This window comes from Streptomyces sp. SID5464 (genome assembly GCF_009862985.1).
Classification (GTDB): domain Bacteria; phylum Actinomycetota; class Actinomycetes; order Streptomycetales; family Streptomycetaceae; genus Streptomyces; species Streptomyces chartreusis_D.
In genome coordinates, this window is record NZ_WWIQ01000010.1 from 194694 (window position 1) to 209492 (window position 14799).

Consider the following 14799-nt stretch of genomic DNA (forward strand, 5'->3'; position numbering starts at 1 on the left):
GTCTCCGGCCGGCCCGTAGGGCGTGGTTATTGTTTCGCGCAGACGCGAAAGGTCGTGCTCGGGGGGCGGTTCATGGGCTGGTGGCAGGTCAACGCCGACACCCTCGCGGGGAGCCGGTTCGTCCTCTCCCCGCTCGCCGAGACCTTCGCGAGTCTGCGGCTGCTGCACACCGGTGTGGCCACGCACCCCGGCGAACGGCGCTGGCTCGACGCCCACCTGCCCGCCTACCGGCGACGGCTCGCGCGGGACCCGGTCACCGCGCTGCTCGTGCGCTGCGGGCTCGGGCCGGAGTGGATCGCCGACTTCCTCACCCCCACCCCGCGTGCCGGGGAGACCTTCGCGGACGAGGTCGCACGGGTCCGGGAGGCCTCCCCCGAAGCCGCCCGCGCCCATCTCACCGTGTCCCTGCGCGGCCCGCTGCCGCCCCGGCTGGACCGCGACGACCTGCCCGAGCGCGCCGCCGGGCTCCTGGCGTACGTCTGGGAGGAGACCGTGCGCCCGTACTGGCCCCGCCGCCGGCGCGTGCTCGAAGCCGACGTCGCCGGTCGGACCGCGCAGGTGGGCCGGGGCGGCTGGGCGGCGGCGCTGGACGCGCTGCGGCCGGGCACACGGTGGCTGGGCGAGAACCGGTTGCAGGTCAACGCGCACGAGTACCCGCCGCGGGAGATCTCCGGCGCGGAGCTGGTGTTCGTGCCGGTCACCCCGCAGCGGGTCGGCTGGGTGTCGTGGGAGGGCACCGACCGCTACGCCCTGGTCTACCCCTGCGCGGGCGTCCTCGCGGACAGCGGCGGCAGGCCGGTGCCCGCGAGCCTCGCCGCCCTGCTCGGCACCGCCAGGGCCCGTGTCCTCGTCCTGCTGGACACCCCACTGAGCACGAGTCAGCTGGTCGCCGTGACGGGCCAGGGCCTCGGCTCGGTCGGGCGGCATCTGCGGGTCCTGCTGGACGCGGGCCTGGTGGAACGGGGCCGGGCGGGCCGGTCGGTGCTGTACTCACGGACGGCGGCGGGACAGGTTCTGGTGGAAGCCGGAACCGGCCCGGCATCCGCCGGAGTTAGCATCCGCTCATGACGACTAGCAACGGTTCCTCTCCCCTCGACGTCGAGATCGGCGCCCTCCAGGGCGGTTCCGCCGACCTGTCCCAGTACGCGGGCAAGGCGGTGCTCGTGGTGAACGTGGCCTCCAAGTGCGGCCTGACCCCGCAGTACAACGGGCTGGAGAAGCTCCACGAGCGCTATGCCGAGCGCGGCTTCACCGTCCTCGGCGTGCCCTGCAACCAGTTCCTCGGGCAGGAGCCCGGCAGCGCCGAGGAGATCGCCGAGTTCTGCTCGGCGACGTACGGCGTGACCTTCCCGATGACCGAGAAGGTCGAGGTCAACGGCGAGAACCGGCACCCGCTGTACGACCGCCTGACCGGCTTCGCCGACGCCGACGGGCACAGCGGGGACATCCGCTGGAACTTCGAGAAGTTCCTGATCGGCCGGGACGGCGAGGTCGTCGCCCGCTTCTCCCCGCAGACCGAGCCGGAGTCGACGGAGGTCGTGGCGGCGATCGAGGCACAGCTGGCCTGACCCACCCCGGTTGACCTTGCCCCTGGGGCAGGGCCGAGCGTCCTCGTCGTCGGGCGGAGGAGCCGCCCGATGACGGAGGATGCCGTGGTGGACGTACCGGACAGGGAACTGCTCACCATCGGGGCGTTCGCCGCGCGCGCCCGGCTGTCGGCCAAGGCCCTGCGGCTGTACGACCGGCTGGGGCTGCTGTCCCCGGCGTTCGTCGACGAGGCCACCGGCTACCGCTACTACCGTGCCGGCCAGGTCGAACGGGCCCGGCTCGTGGCCATGCTGCGGCAGCTGGACATGCCGCTCGCCCGGATCGCCGAGGTGGTCGCGGCGGGCGACGGGCCGACGGCGGCCGAGCTGCTCGGCGCGTACTGGGCGCAGGTCGAGGCGCGGGTCGCGGGCCAGCGGACGCTCGCCGGCTATCTCCGTGGACGACTGTCGGGGAGGAGCTCCGAGATGTACCAGAAGTTCGCGATCGAGACGGTGGACGTGCCCGAGCAGGTGGTGATCACCGAGAAGCGGCACATTCTGGCGGACGAGCTGCCGGCGTGGATCGGGGCGGCGCTGGGCCGGCTGGAGGAGGCGGCCCGGGAGTGCGGGGGCATGACCGGTGTGCCGTACGTCGCCTACCACGCCGAGGTGTCGATGGAGAGCGACGGCCCCGCCGAGGCGTGCGTGCCGGTCGCCGACGCGACGGCGGCACGTGCCTGGGCGGAACGGCACGGGCGGGCCCGGGGCACGGCGGTGCGGGTGGTGCCGGCCCAGCGGCTGGCGTACACCCGGATCACCAAGGCACAGGTGGCGCACCCGCAGATCCTGGCCGCGTTCGAGGCGGTGGAGGAGTGGATGGCCGCGGAGGGGCTGACGGCGACCGGCCCCTGCCGGGAGCTGTACTTCGCGGACTGGGAGGCGGCGGGCCCCGAGGACCCGGTGTGTGACGTGGCGTTCCCGGTGAGCTGAGCCCAGCAGCCCCACGGGCTTCCCGGGCACAAGCGGAGCCCTCTCGGCAAGGACGGCGAGGCTGGTCGAGAGGGCTCTTTCGGTGGTGCTTGTGCTGTTGTCGAGCCGTGGCTCAGGCCTTGACCGAGGCCACGAAGGCGCTCCACGCGTCGGCGGGAAACGCCAGCTTGGGCCCCTCGGGGATCTTGGTGTCCCCGAGTTCCAGGGCCTCTTCGACGGTCGACCTGACCATCACACAGGCGCCGTTGTTGTTGGTGTAGGAGGACGTCGTCCACGTTTCCGTGGCGCCCAGACGAATTGCCATGTTCGCTCCGTAGCCAGTTGCGTTTACGCCAACCCGTGCTGGTGGTTGGCGTGATCGACGCTACTCGCCAACATCCTCGTCCGGAGCAGTCATTCACTCGACCGGATGGCATATTCCAGGGGAGACTTCCAGTCAGGTGTGTCAGGGGTGTAACATCCCGCGCTTTGCCCGGTGGAAGGCCTCTTCCGGTGGCGGTTCAGCGTGCGTAGTCCTTCGCCAGACGCTCGATGAGCTGCCGCGACTGGTCCACGTTCAGCGACTGCGCGCGCAGGTGCTCGTACATCACCGTGTACTTCTGCACGTCGAGCGGCTTCTCCAGGTACAGGTCGCTGGTCACGCCCTCGATGTACACGACGCTGGAGTCGGCCGCGTCGGCGAACTCCAGGATCGAGTACTGGCCGTTGATACCGGCGTGCGCGCCGACCTCGAACGGCAGCACCTGCACGGTGATGTGGGGCAGCTGGGACATCTCGATGAGGTGCTCCAGCTGCTCGCGCATCACCTGCCGGCTCCCGACGATCCGGTGCAGGGACGCCTCGTCCAGGACCACCCACAGCCGCAGCGGGTCCGTCTCGGCGGTGATCCGGCCCTGCCGGCGCAGCCGGACCTCGACGCGCTTGTCGTTGTCCGCTTCCGAGGCCTCGGGCGAGCCGCCCCGGATGATGGCCTCGGCGTACGCACGCGTCTGCAGCAGACCGGTGATGATCTGGGGTTCGTAGACCCTGAGCGACTCGGCGTCCGTCTCCAGGCCGATGTAGACGCTGTACGGAATGTCCCCGAAGGCGTGCCACCAGCCCTGCTGGCGGGAGTCCTTGGCCATCTGCATCAGCGAGTCGACGATCCGCTGGTCCTCGACCTCGTAGACCCCGCACAGGTCGCGTACGTCGCGCTGGCTGATGCTGCGCCGGCCGTTCTCCAGCCGGCTGATCTTCGACTGGGACACCAGCAGCCGCTCGGCGACCTCTTCGGCCGTCATGCCCTTGAGCTCACGGAGCCTGCGCAGCTCCTGGCCCAGCCGGCGCCGCCTGACGGTGGGATTGACATTGGACGCCACGGGACGTGCACCTCCGGCTGCGTGCCTCTACTTTGCGTATCTGCTGTTGAGCAGACTGCCACCAAGGGGCTTCCTACCGCTGGGAAACGGTGGATATGCGACGGGTACACGCCAGTTCGGGCGGGCACGCCGAGCGGGGCGGGGAGAGTGTGTGCTCTCCCCGCCCCGCTCGGACAGCGGCTCCCGTGACCGGGCTCTGGGGTACTGCGTGGTGCCGTGGGTCGGCGGCGCTCAGTGGGCCACGGCGCGCGCCATGCTTCCGTGGCGCGGCTGCATCGGAACGCCTCGGGCGGGTTCCGCTGCGGACCTGGCTCCGGCGGCGGCCTGACGGCCGGACGGGGCCGGGCTGCGGCGCGGCTGTGCCGCCACGCCGTTCTGGACGTCCATCACGGCGTGCGCGACGAGACCGCCCATGGGGTCGTGCCTGATCAGGTCCCGCAGCCGGGACCGAGAGGAACGCCCCTCGTTGCCCGGATACAGGTGCTTGCCGAGTCCGACCGCGTGGGCCAGGGCGGCGAGCGCGGCGGTCCGCGGGTCCGGCGGTACGCCGGTGCGGATCGCCGAGTCCAGCCGGGCCCTGATCTCCCGGCTGATCTCCGTGTCCGTCGCCTGGTAGCGAGTCGTCGGCAGCACTCCGCACATCTGGCCCGCCACGGCATGCACCATGCCGCACCGCTCCAGATGCGAGAGGTAGGTCTGGCGGAGCCCGAGACGCGGCCCGCCAATCCAGTTCACTGCCCGCACGGGAGCGCCGCGCCTACGCAGCAGCTCCAACGCGCAGTCCAACGTTGGATCTCCAGTCGGCCGTGGTACAACCACGGCGATACGATCCCCGTCTGGGGCTATCCGTCCGGCCAGCGCCAGCTCCACTAGCTGTGCTCCGGCCAGACCGAGGTCGAGCGACTGCGGCTGCGCAGTGGTACCCGTGGTCGGGTCCAGTGCCAGCAACAGAAGCTCCTCCGGAAGTGTTCTGCGGCTCCTGCCCATCCATGCCTCCCCGCGTGGATGAATGACAGGGTGACCCCTCTCACATTGGTCTGTCGAGGGTGCGTGACCGGTTCGTAGTGGAACCAGTAGGTATGTCGTTCTCGTCTACCGGATGGGTTCGGTCCGCGCACAGGACACTGGTACATGGTTCGGACAGCGCCTGGAGCGGTGTCACGGGCGGCGGTTCACGGTTCGGTACGCGCACGCGGGGAGTGCGGCGCGAGGAGGAGGCATCGGTGGCGGGCGAGTCCCCCGACAGGTCGAAGCAGCGCGAGTCGTCGGCAGAACCGACGTCGGGGAGCGCGAGTCCGGTTCCCGAGGCCAGGAGCGAGGCCCCACCCCGGCGCGACCCGCGCCTCGCGGTGGCCCGGGACGCGGAGAGGTCCGCGAAGCGCGGGGGTGCCGACACGGCGACCCGCGTGCTCTCCACCCGAACGGCGGAGCAGCCGGCCGACGCCGGGCGGGGCGCCGGTGAGGCGGATGCCCCGGGCGCGGACGACACCGGGCGGGACGCGGGCCGGGCGGACTCGGTGGACGCCGGGCAGGGCGCCGGTGACGCGGGCGCCACGGCCGACTCCGGGCGGGACGAGAGCGACGCGAGCGGCGGAGGGACGTCGGCCGACGCCGAGCAGGACGCGGCCCAGGCGGACTCGGCGGCGGACGCCGGGCAGGACGCCGGTGACGCGGGCGCCACGGCCGACTCCGGGCGGGACGAGAGCGACACCGGCGTCGAGGGGGCGTCTGCTGACGCCGAGCAGGGGGCCGACGACGCGGGTGCCGCGGGGCAGGACGAGAGCGACGCGAGCGGCAAGGGCACGGCGGCCGGCGCCGAGCAGGGCGAGAGCGACGCCGGCGCCGAGGACTCGGCGGCCGACGGGTCCCAGGAGTCTGCGCAGGAGCCGGTGAAGGGCTCCGGCGAGTCTTCGGGGGCGGCGGGGACTTCGGCTTCCGCCAAGTCCTCGGAGGCTGCCAGGTCCTCGGAGCCTGCCGAGTCGTCCGAGCCTGCCGAGTCGGCCGAGCCCGGCGACTCCTCGGAGCCTGCCGAGTCCTCCGGCTCCGGGGAGCGGGGGGACGACGCCGGCGCCGGTGACGGGCGGCTGCGGGACGCCGTGGCCGCGTGGGTCGCGTCGGCCGACCGGGACGAGAAGCCCTCGTCAGCCAAGGACGCCGACAAGGGCTCTGGGAGCGGCCAGGAGGCGGCTGAGCGGGCGGAAGAGCCCGCAGAGGCCGCAGAGACCGATACGGACGCCCAGAAGCCTGCGAAGCCTGCTGGGGCCGACACGGACGCCCGGGACGACCGAGCGGCCGAAGACACGGACGAGGACGCCGAGGCCGCCGCCGGCGTCCAGGACCGGCCGGAGACCGAAAGCGCGGACGAGGGTGCCGAGGTCGGTGCCGATGACCGGGGCGGGAAGGACGGTGCCGACGAGCCTGAGGCGGACCGTTCCGCCACCGGCGGCGGCACGGGCGCTTCCGAGGCCGACTCGGCCACCGGCACCACCGCCGACGACACCGACGACACCCAGGGCACCGAAGCCGACGACACCCGCGGCAGCGCGGACGAGGCCCCCGGGTCGGACGACACCGACTGCGGCAAGGGCGACGCCGGGCCCCCCGTCGACCAGCCCACCGCCGTCTTCAAAGCCGTACGGCCCCCGGTCGATCAGCCGACCACCATGCTGAAGCTCGGCGGGGCCGCCAAGGACGCCAAGGACGCGCCCGAGAAGGACGCCGAGCGGACCAGCAAGTTCGTCGCGCTCAAGCCGCTGGACGATCCGTCGACGCGGAAGCCGGCGTCCGGCGCACAAGCCGGACAGGCCCCTGCGCCCGCCCCGGCCGACGCCACCGCCCCCGTGCCCACCGTCGGCCCGGAGCGGACCACCCAGCAGCCCCTGCCGCCCCGGCCTCCGCTGGATCTGCTGGCCGAGCTGACGAACACCCCGCCGCCGCCGGACACCCCGCTGCGGACGGCCGTGCGGCGGGTGAAGATCTGGACGCCGCTGGTACTGCTGCTGGTGGTCCTCCTCGGCGTCGTGCAGAGCGTGCGCCCCCTGCCGGCGCCCACCCTCGACCTCACCGCCGAGGACAGCTACACCTTCGAAGGCGGCAAGGTCGACATCCCCTGGCCGGCCAAGGGCCAGGCCGCGCTGGACGTGCAGGGCATCGGCACGTTCGGGTCGTCCGGCGAGCAGAAGCCCGTGCCGATCGCGAGCGTCGCCAAGGTCATGACCGCCTATCTGATCCTCCGCGAGCACCCGCTCAAGAGCGGTGAGGACGGGCCGAAGATCGAGATCGACCAGGCCGCCGAGGACCAGTCCGACGCCGGCCAGGAGTCCACCGTCGACGTCACCAAGGGCGACAAGATCAGTGAGCGGGAGGCCCTGGAGAGCATCCTGATCGCTTCCGCGAACAACGTGGCGCGGCTGCTGGCCCGCTGGGACGCGGGTTCCGAGAAGGCGTTCGTGCAGAAGATGAACGACGCCGCCAAGGACCTCGGCATGAAGAACACGACGTACACCGATCCGTCGGGCCTGAACAACACCACCGTGTCCACGGCCGTGGACCAGGTGAAGCTCGCCAAGGCGGCCATGCAGCAGCCCGCCTTCCGCGAGGTCGCCGCGATGATGTCGTACGTCGACTACAAGGGCGTCAAGCACGACAACTGGAACCGCCTGGTCGGCTCCAACGACGTCACCGGCATCAAGACCGGCACCACCACCTCGGCACTCGGCAACCTCGTCTTCTCGGCGAAGAAGGACGTCAACGGCGAGACGCGCCGGATCGTCGGCGCCGTGGTGCGCCAGCCCGCCGGCGGCCCGGACAACACCATCCTGGGCGCCGCGCTCTATGAGGGCGACCGGCTGATCAAGGCCGCGCAGGGCGCGCTGGAGTCGGCGACGATCCTGAAGAAGGGCGATGTCGTCGGGTACGCGGACGACGGTCTCGGCGGCCGTACGCCGGTCGTCGCCACCGAGGACGTCACGGCCGTCGGCTGGGCGGGCCTGTCCGTCAAGCTGACGTTCGCCGCGGACGAGCTGCCGCACCAGGCGAAGGCCGGCACGAAGGTGGGCACGCTCACTGTCGGTGACGGCAGCACCAGCGCGGTCAAGGTCCCGGTCGCCCTCCAGAAGGACCTCGTGGAGCCGGGCTTCGCGGACAAGCTCACCCGCCTCGGCTGAGCCGGGGCGCGAGCCCGCACCACCGCGCCCCGCCGGTGACGGCCCGTAATCCGGGCGCCGCCCGGCGGGGTGCGTGCTAGCGTCCCGAATCGGGACAGGTCGCCGTCGCGGCGGCGCGGCGGCGGAAGCCGAGAACAGAAGACGGGACACGGGGAGTGCCTTCGAGTGGCCACTGCGGAGCCGACACGCGCAGACGACGCCGATCCGGGCTCGGTATCAGGCACGCGAATACGCCTGCCCGAAACGCCGGAAGTCGGGGCGCCTGAAGACGACGGGGCGCGGTTCGAGTGGCCGGCCCCCGTACTGACGCTGCGTGAGCGCATGCTGCGCCATCCGGTCCTGTCCATCACAGGTCTCGCCGGAGCGCTCCACGTCCTCTGGTTCTTCACGTTCGCGAACAGCGGCGGCGATCTGGCCGCGCAGGACGCCTGGGCCGAGTTCGTCGGCCGGCACCCGGACTCGGCGTACAACCTCGCCTGGTACGGCGGGATGCACCCGGTGTCGTACAGCGTGGTGTCGCCGTATCTGATGTCGGTGCTCGGCGTGCGGACGACGATGATGATCGCGGGGACGGTCTCGGCGGGGCTGCTGACCCTGCTCCTCCTGCGCAGCCGGTCCGTCCGCAACCCCCTGTGGGCGTCGCTGGCCGGTGTGTTCGGGCTGTTCTGCAACGCGGTGTCCGGGCGGGTGACGTTCGGCCTGGGCATGATGTTCGCGCTCGGTGCGGTCGCGGTCGTGTTCTGCTGGCCGTACCGGTGGCGTTACAAGCGCTGGGCGAAGGCCCTGTGCGCGGCGCCGCTGGCCGCGCTGGCCACCATGGCGTCACCGGTCGCGGGTCTGTTCGTGGGCCTGGTCGCGGCGGCGCTGTTCCTCCAGAAGCGGCGGCCGGGCGCGTGGGCGCTGGGGCTGGCGCCGAGTGCGGTGGTGGCGGTGTCGGCGTGGCTGTTCCCGTTCTCGGGGACGCAGCCGATGACGATCGGCTCGGTGCTGCTGCCGCTCGCGTACTCGGTGCTCGTCTTCGCCCTCGTGCCGAAGGACTGGACGACGGTCCGGCTGACGGCCGCGGTGTACGGGCTGGGTGTCGTGCTGGTGTGGCTGGTCAGCTCCCAGATCGGTTCGAACATCACGCGGCTGGCGATGCTGTTCGCCGGGGTCGCGCTGGTCGCCGCGCTGCCGTTCACGGTGCCGCACAGCCGCAGGTGGTACGCGGCCGTCGTCGCGCTCGTCGGCTTCGGCGGATGGATCGGCTTCAAGACGGTGGACGACATCGTGCACACGGCCCCGGCGGCGTCCTGGTCGCGCGAGCTGGCGCCGCTGGTGAACGAGTTGCAGGAGGTCGGCGCCGAGAAGGGCCGTGTGGAGGTCGTCCCCGCCCGCTCCCACCGCGAGGCCTCCGCCCTCGCCCCCTACGTCAACCTGGCCCGCGGCTGGAACCGGCAGGCCGACATGGAGCGCAACCCCCTCTTCTACGACGACACGCTCAACTCGGCGAACTACCACGAGTGGCTGAAGCGCTGGGCGGTGCACTACGTGGTGCTGCCGAAGGACGAGCCGGACGGCGACGGGGGTCAGCGGGAGCGGGCGCTGGTGCGGCGCGGGCTGCCGTACCTGACCCAGGTCTGGGGCGACGCCAACTGGCAGCTGTTCAAGGTGACCGACCCCACCCCGCTGGCCGAGCCGAACGCGGTGGTCGACCGGGCCGAGCAGGGCGAGATGATCCTCCAGGTGCGGAAGGCGGGCCGGATCCTCGTCCGTATCCCGTACTCGCCCTGGCTGAGCATCGTCGACGCGGAGGGCAAGAGCCTGAAGCCACCGCAGGAGACGGAGGCCTCCAAGAAGCGTCCCGAGGGCGAGCCGAAGACGTACGTCAACGTCAACGGCTGCCTGGCGGAGACGGAGGAGGACGAGAACGGCGACCGGTGGACGGTGCTGGTCGCGCCGAAGCCGGGCACCTACCACCTGGCGGCGCCCTACCAGCTGCCCCGGGGTACGCCGTGCCCGGAGGAGCTGCGCTGACCCCGGGCTCTCAGCGGAGCCGGTCGACGTACCGGTCCGTTCCCGGCACCGTCGGGACGAAGGGCGCGACCAGCTCCACCCGCCCGAGCCCGGATTCGCCGACGGCCGTGTCCAGGCCGGTGAAGAAGGCCTCCCAGCACTCGCGCGGGTCGGTCTGGAGGAACCACAGCAGCGTCAGCCGGGTGTCGACGCCCTCGACCTGCTTGACGTAGGTCATCCGGTCGCCGGGGAGCGGGGTCGGGCGGAAGACGGTCACGAGCGCCGCCGGGGAGCCCGCGAGCCGCTTGGGCAGGTGGCGGGAGCGCAGCCACTCCAGCAGCCTCGGGCGGTGCTCGGGCGTGCCGGCCTCGACGACCTGGAGGACCAGGCCGGCGTAGGGGTGGTCGAGGGCGTGGACGTCGCGCGGGCCCGCCGCCCCGTCCCGGTAGACCGTCGCCTCGTGGTCCTGGAACGCCGTGAGGACGTGGGTGCGGTCGTGGTAGACGCGGCCGTCGCGGTTGAGGCGCTTGTTGACGGCGACCGTCCAGCGCATGTGGTCGTCGTAGCGGCCGTCGGTGATCCAGTACGTGGAGAGGTAGCAGCCCGTGGTGACGGGCCGGGCGACCGCCGACTTCTCGGGGTAGCGCAGGAGTTGCAGGTCCCGGGTGGCCACCCAGCGGCGGCCGGCGTACATCCAGGGCATGGCCATCGCGCCGGCGTAGTAGTGGTCGTCCTCGTACCAGCGGTTGTAGGCGTACTCGTGGCCCGGGTGCGGTTCGACCAGGGTGATCAGGGCGTGGCCGGGGTGGGTGCCGTAGGGGCCGACGGCGGCCAGTTCGGCGTACAGCTCGCTGCGGGTGTCGTCGCTCATGCCCTTCCCCTCTCGTGGCGGCTCGCTCATACTCTGACGCTCCGTCAGATGATGCGCCAGGGTTCCGGGAGGCTTCGATGTCACTGCTCGCGGGGAAGACGGTCGTCGTGTCGGGGGTCGGGGCCGGGCTCGGGCGGCAGGTCGCGGCGGCCGTCGTACGGGACGGTGGCCGGGCCGTGCTCGGGGCCCGTACGGAGGCGAACCTGGCGAAGACGGCGGCCGAGCTCGATCCGGACGGGTCGCGGACGGCGTACCGGGCGACCGACATCGCCGACGAGGCCCAGTGCGAGGCGCTGGCGGGGCTGGCGCGGGAGCGGTTCGGGCGGATCGACGCGGTGGTGCATGTGGCCGCGCTGGACAGCCACTTCGGCGGTCTGCAGGACGCGGACTTCGAGACCTGGCGCGCGGTGCTGGACGTGAACCTGCTGGGCACGCTGCGGATGACCCGTGCGTGCCTGCCGTCGCTCAAACAGGGCGGCGGGTCCGTCGTGTTCATCGGGACGCAGTCGGCCGTCGCGGCTCCGTCACAGGTGCGGCAGGCGGCGTACGCGGCGTCGAAGGGGGCGCTGACGAGCGTGATGTACTCGCTGGCGCGCGAACTCGGGCCGTACCGGATCCGGGTCAACACCGTGCTGCCGGGCTGGATGTGGGGCCCGCCGGTGCGGGCGTTCGTACGGCTCACGGCGCAGACCGAGGGCGCGTCCGAGGCGGCCGTTCTGGAGCGGCTGACGGGGCGGATGGCGCTGCCCGAGCTGGCCACGGACACGGATGTGGCCGACGCGGCGGTGTTCCTGGCGTCGGACCGGGCCCGTTCCATCACCGGACAGTCGTTGCTGGTCAACGCGGGAGAGCTGATGCGTTGAGTTCAGATAGCTGAACCAAGGCCAGCACGTCGAACATCTTTACCTCCCTTTGACCCTACGCTCACTTGTCGTGTTCACGCGACAGCGCCCACGATGAGCGCCGGGCTGATCCCTGGGAGGGCGCACATGAACGGTCTCGACTGGGCCGTGCTCATCGGCTACTTCGCCGTGATGGTCGCGATCGGCGTCTGGTCGCACAAACGCGTGGACAACGTCAGCGACTTCTTCACCGCGGGCGGCAAGATGCCGTGGTGGCTCTCCGGCATCTCCCACCACATGTCGGGCTACAGCGCGGTGATGTTCACCGGGTACGCGGGCATCGCCTACACCTACGGCGTCACGTCCTTCGTCACCTGGTCCTTCCCGATCGCCCTCGGCATCGCCATCGGGTCGAAACTGTTCGCGCCGCGCATCAACCGGCTCCGCTCGCGACTCCATGTGGCCTCCCCGCTGGAGTACCTGAAGAACCGTTACGACCTGAAGACCCAGCAGGCGCTGGCCTGGTCCGGCATGCTGCTGAAGATCGTGGACGTGGGCGCGAAGTGGGCGGCGATCGCGACGCTGCTGTCCGTCTTCACGGGGATCTCCCTCAACCAGGGCATCCTCATCACCGGCGGCATCACCGCGGTCTACTGCACCATCGGCGGCCTGTGGGCGGACGCGCTGACCGAACTCGGCCAGTTCGTCATCCAGTTGCTGGCCGGCGTCGCGATGTTCGTGGCGGTGTTCGTACGCCTCGACGACCACGGCGGCTTCTTCGGCGTGTGGGACTCCCCCGAGCTCCAGGGCCACGAGAAACCGCTGGTCGGCCCGTACGGCACGGTCTTCCTGCTCGCGTTCCTCTTCATCAAGCTCTTCGAGTACAACGGCGGCATGCTCAACCAGGCCCAGCGCTACATGGCCACGCCGAACGCCAAGGAGGCCGAGCGGTCGGCCCGGCTGTCGGCGATCCTCTGGCTGGTCTGGCCGCTGGTGCTGTTCTTCCCCATGTGGATGTCCCCGCTGCTGGTCGAGTCGCAGAAGGCCGACGGCTCCGACTCCTACGCCCTGATGACCGAACAGCTCCTGCCGCACGGCCTGCTGGGTCTGGTCATCGTCGGCTTCTTCTCGCACACCATGGCCATGTGCTCCTCGGACGCCAACGCCATCGCGGCCGTGTTCACCCGGGACTGCGCGCCGGTGATCTGGGCACGGGCACGGGCCTGGAACCAGAGCCAGGGCCTGCGCGTGGCCCGTGTCGCGACGGTCGTCTTCCTCGGTCTGTCCATGGCGGCGGCGACGCAGGTCAACTCCCCGGCGTTCAAGGACATCATCACGGTCGTCATCAAGTGGGTGGCCGGTCTGATGGGTCCGATGGCGATCCCGATGATGCTGGGCCTGCTGCGGGCGTTCCGCCGCTCCGGCCCGACGGCCGCCCTCGTCAGCTGGTCGATGGGCCTGCTCGCCTTCTGGCTCGTGAACTACCCGATCAACTGGAACGTCGAGGGCGGCGTGCCGCTCCAGTACCAGGTGTCGATCCCGCTGGCGGTGTCGCTGGTCCTCTACGTCCTCGTCGGCTACATCAAGCCGGAGGACACCCCGGAGCGGCTGGCGCTCATCGAGAAGATCAACACAGACGGGGACGGGGCGGCGTCGGCCGCGATCCCGGCGCCGGCCGGGGCGGCGGACGGCGTGGTGGGGGCGGCGCGCAAGGAGTAGCGGCCGACTCGGCTGCGGGCAGCCCGTGCCGCTCGGGGCGGCACGGGCGGGCGCAGCGGCACCCCGCTACGCCGGGCTGCGCAACACCCCGGCTCAGCACACCCCCCGAGTCTCAAACACTCCGGCCGCTTACGAACGCCGGGAGGGGCGGTCGTCCTACGCGGGCGGGCGCCCTGCGGTTCACGCCCGGGGGTAGCGCGCCAGCCATCCCGGGGACGCGCCCGCCGGGCTGTGCAGGGCCGGGCCCTGGGTCATCTCCATGGCGAAGTCGTCGGCCAGTTCCAGGATCGTGGGACGGCCCTCCAGCTCGGCCAGCCAGGCCGGGGGGAGGGCCGTCTCGCCGTGCAGGGCACCGAGCAGCGCGCCCGTCAGCGCGCCGGTGGCGGCGGAGGGACCGTCGTGGTTGACGGCGAGGGTCAGTCCGTGCCGGACGTCGGCGGCGACGAGGGCGCAGTACACGGCGGCGCCGACGAGGCTCTCCGCCGTACCGGCCCCGCACAGCTGTGCCACGCGCTCGGGCCCGGGCAGCCCCTGCCGCACGGCACCCAGCGCGTGCTGGAGCGCGTCCGACACGGGCTGGTGCCCGGGCCGGGCGGCCAGCAGCGCGAAGCCCCGCTGCACGGCACCGTCGAGACTCTCCCCGAGCGCGAGGGCGTGCACGATCACCGCGTACGCGCCGGCCGCGAGATACGCCGTGGGATGACCGTGGGTCTGCGCCGCGCACTCCACCGCGAGCTGGACGACGAGCTGCGGCTCCCAGCCCACGAGCAGCCCGAACGGAGCGGACCGGGCGGCGGCCTCGGGCCCGAGCTCACCGGGGTTCTTGGGCGCCTCGGGGGTCCCCATGGTCTCGTCGGCGAGCCCGAGGAGCAGCGCGCGGCTCGGATCCCTGCGCGCGTACAGCCACTCCTCCCGCGCGAGCCACCCGTCGTCCTTGCGCCGCTCGTCGGGCCCCCAGTCCCGCTGGGTGGCGGCCCAGCGCAGGTAGGCCCGGTGCAGGTCGGTCGGCGGGTGCCAGGCGCCGGTGTCCCGCCGCACCTGGGCCCGGATCAGCCCGTCCACGGAGAACAGGGTGAGCTGGGTGAGGTGGGTGACGGCACCGCGTCTGCCGAAGGCGGGAGCCAGATCGACCAGCCCCTCCGCCCCGTACGCCTCCCTGATCCCGTCGATGCCCAGCCCGTCCACGGGCGCGCCCAGCGCGTCCCCGACGGCCAGCCCGAGCAGGGTGCCCCGCACCCTGCTGCGAAAGTCCTGCTGCTCCGTACGCCCCCAGACGGCACCGGCAGTCGCACCCACCTTGACCTCCCAGGGACCGTCCATACGTACGACAGC

The 14799-nt window shown here is 71.9% G+C and carries 12 protein-coding genes; 7 read left to right on the top strand and 5 right to left on the bottom strand.

The window, feature by feature from the left end:
- Nucleotides 1-72: 72 nt before the first annotated feature.
- The 3 genes from GTY47_RS10920 to GTY47_RS10930 all read left to right on the top strand — a co-directional run bounded on the left by GTY47_RS10920 (nucleotide 73) and on the right by GTY47_RS10930 (nucleotide 2516).
- Complete coding sequence (locus GTY47_RS10920) at nucleotides 73-1068, top strand: winged helix-turn-helix domain-containing protein (protein ID WP_010035569.1); 996 nt, start codon at nucleotides 73-75, stop codon at nucleotides 1066-1068.
- On the top strand, nucleotides 1065-1568 hold the full coding sequence (locus GTY47_RS10925; RefSeq protein ID WP_010035571.1) for a glutathione peroxidase: 504 nt from the start codon (nucleotides 1065-1067) through the stop codon (nucleotides 1566-1568). The genes GTY47_RS10920 and GTY47_RS10925 overlap by 4 nt, the downstream gene beginning before the upstream one ends.
- A gap of 69 nt (nucleotides 1569-1637) precedes the next feature.
- Complete coding sequence (locus GTY47_RS10930; RefSeq protein WP_010035573.1) at nucleotides 1638-2516, top strand: MerR family transcriptional regulator; 879 nt, start codon at nucleotides 1638-1640, stop codon at nucleotides 2514-2516.
- Between the two features lie 112 nt (nucleotides 2517-2628).
- Here the strand turns inward: GTY47_RS10930 and GTY47_RS10935 are convergent, their stop codons facing one another.
- From GTY47_RS10935 to GTY47_RS10945, 3 genes are all read right to left on the bottom strand, one after another.
- Entirely contained in the window at nucleotides 2629-2820 is a 192-nt protein-coding gene (locus tag GTY47_RS10935) for a DUF397 domain-containing protein (protein WP_010035575.1), read from the bottom strand.
- A gap of 196 nt (nucleotides 2821-3016) precedes the next feature.
- Complete coding sequence (locus tag GTY47_RS10940) at nucleotides 3017-3874, bottom strand: helix-turn-helix transcriptional regulator (RefSeq protein WP_010035577.1); 858 nt, start codon at nucleotides 3872-3874, stop codon at nucleotides 3017-3019.
- Between the two features lie 231 nt (nucleotides 3875-4105).
- Nucleotides 4106-4861 (bottom strand): GPP34 family phosphoprotein, encoded by a 756-nt coding sequence (locus tag GTY47_RS10945; protein WP_010035579.1) that lies wholly within the window; start codon nucleotides 4859-4861, stop codon nucleotides 4106-4108.
- A gap of 236 nt (nucleotides 4862-5097) precedes the next feature.
- Between GTY47_RS10945 and GTY47_RS10950 the strand changes: the two genes are divergently transcribed.
- Nucleotides 5098-8040 (top strand): D-alanyl-D-alanine carboxypeptidase, encoded by a 2943-nt coding sequence (locus GTY47_RS10950; RefSeq protein ID WP_010035580.1) that lies wholly within the window; start codon nucleotides 5098-5100, stop codon nucleotides 8038-8040.
- Between the two features lie 165 nt (nucleotides 8041-8205).
- Nucleotides 8206-10056 carry an MFS transporter gene (locus GTY47_RS10955; RefSeq protein WP_029180878.1) on the top strand — a complete coding sequence of 617 codons (1851 nt, stop codon included), beginning with the start codon at nucleotides 8206-8208 and terminating at the stop codon, nucleotides 10054-10056.
- 10 nt (nucleotides 10057-10066) lie between these two features.
- Here GTY47_RS10955 and GTY47_RS10960 read toward each other — a convergent pair whose 3' ends face one another.
- Nucleotides 10067-10906 carry a hypothetical protein gene (locus tag GTY47_RS10960; RefSeq protein WP_010035583.1) on the bottom strand — a complete coding sequence of 280 codons (840 nt, stop codon included), beginning with the start codon at nucleotides 10904-10906 and terminating at the stop codon, nucleotides 10067-10069.
- A 77-nt stretch (nucleotides 10907-10983) separates the two neighbouring features.
- Between GTY47_RS10960 and GTY47_RS10965 the strand changes: the two genes are divergently transcribed.
- Nucleotides 10984-11769: an SDR family oxidoreductase gene (locus tag GTY47_RS10965; RefSeq protein WP_010035585.1), complete on the top strand. Its 786-nt coding sequence runs from the start codon at nucleotides 10984-10986 to the stop codon at nucleotides 11767-11769.
- A 126-nt stretch (nucleotides 11770-11895) separates the two neighbouring features.
- Nucleotides 11896-13467 (top strand): sodium:solute symporter family protein, encoded by a 1572-nt coding sequence (locus tag GTY47_RS10970; protein ID WP_010035588.1) that lies wholly within the window; start codon nucleotides 11896-11898, stop codon nucleotides 13465-13467.
- A 180-nt stretch (nucleotides 13468-13647) separates the two neighbouring features.
- Here GTY47_RS10970 and GTY47_RS10975 read toward each other — a convergent pair whose 3' ends face one another.
- Nucleotides 13648-14763, bottom strand: a complete 1116-nt coding sequence (locus GTY47_RS10975; protein ID WP_010035589.1) for an ADP-ribosylglycohydrolase family protein — start codon at nucleotides 14761-14763, stop codon at nucleotides 13648-13650.
- Between the last annotated feature and the right edge of the window lie 36 nt (nucleotides 14764-14799).

Coding starts and splice junctions, on each gene's coding strand:
- GTY47_RS10945 (WP_010035579.1), bottom strand. CDS start 4,861: ATGGGCAGGAGCCGCAGAACACTTCCGGAGGAGCTTCTGTTGCTGGCA.
- GTY47_RS10930 (WP_010035573.1), top strand. CDS start 1,638: ATGACGGAGGATGCCGTGGTGGACGTACCGGACAGGGAACTGCTCACC.
- GTY47_RS10970 (WP_010035588.1), top strand. CDS start 11,896: ATGAACGGTCTCGACTGGGCCGTGCTCATCGGCTACTTCGCCGTGATG.
- GTY47_RS10925 (WP_010035571.1), top strand. CDS start 1,065: ATGACGACTAGCAACGGTTCCTCTCCCCTCGACGTCGAGATCGGCGCC.
- GTY47_RS10960 (WP_010035583.1), bottom strand. CDS start 10,906: ATGAGCGACGACACCCGCAGCGAGCTGTACGCCGAACTGGCCGCCGTC.
- GTY47_RS10965 (WP_010035585.1), top strand. CDS start 10,984: ATGTCACTGCTCGCGGGGAAGACGGTCGTCGTGTCGGGGGTCGGGGCC.
- GTY47_RS10920 (WP_010035569.1), top strand. CDS start 73: ATGGGCTGGTGGCAGGTCAACGCCGACACCCTCGCGGGGAGCCGGTTC.
- GTY47_RS10935 (WP_010035575.1), bottom strand. CDS start 2,820: ATGGCAATTCGTCTGGGCGCCACGGAAACGTGGACGACGTCCTCCTAC.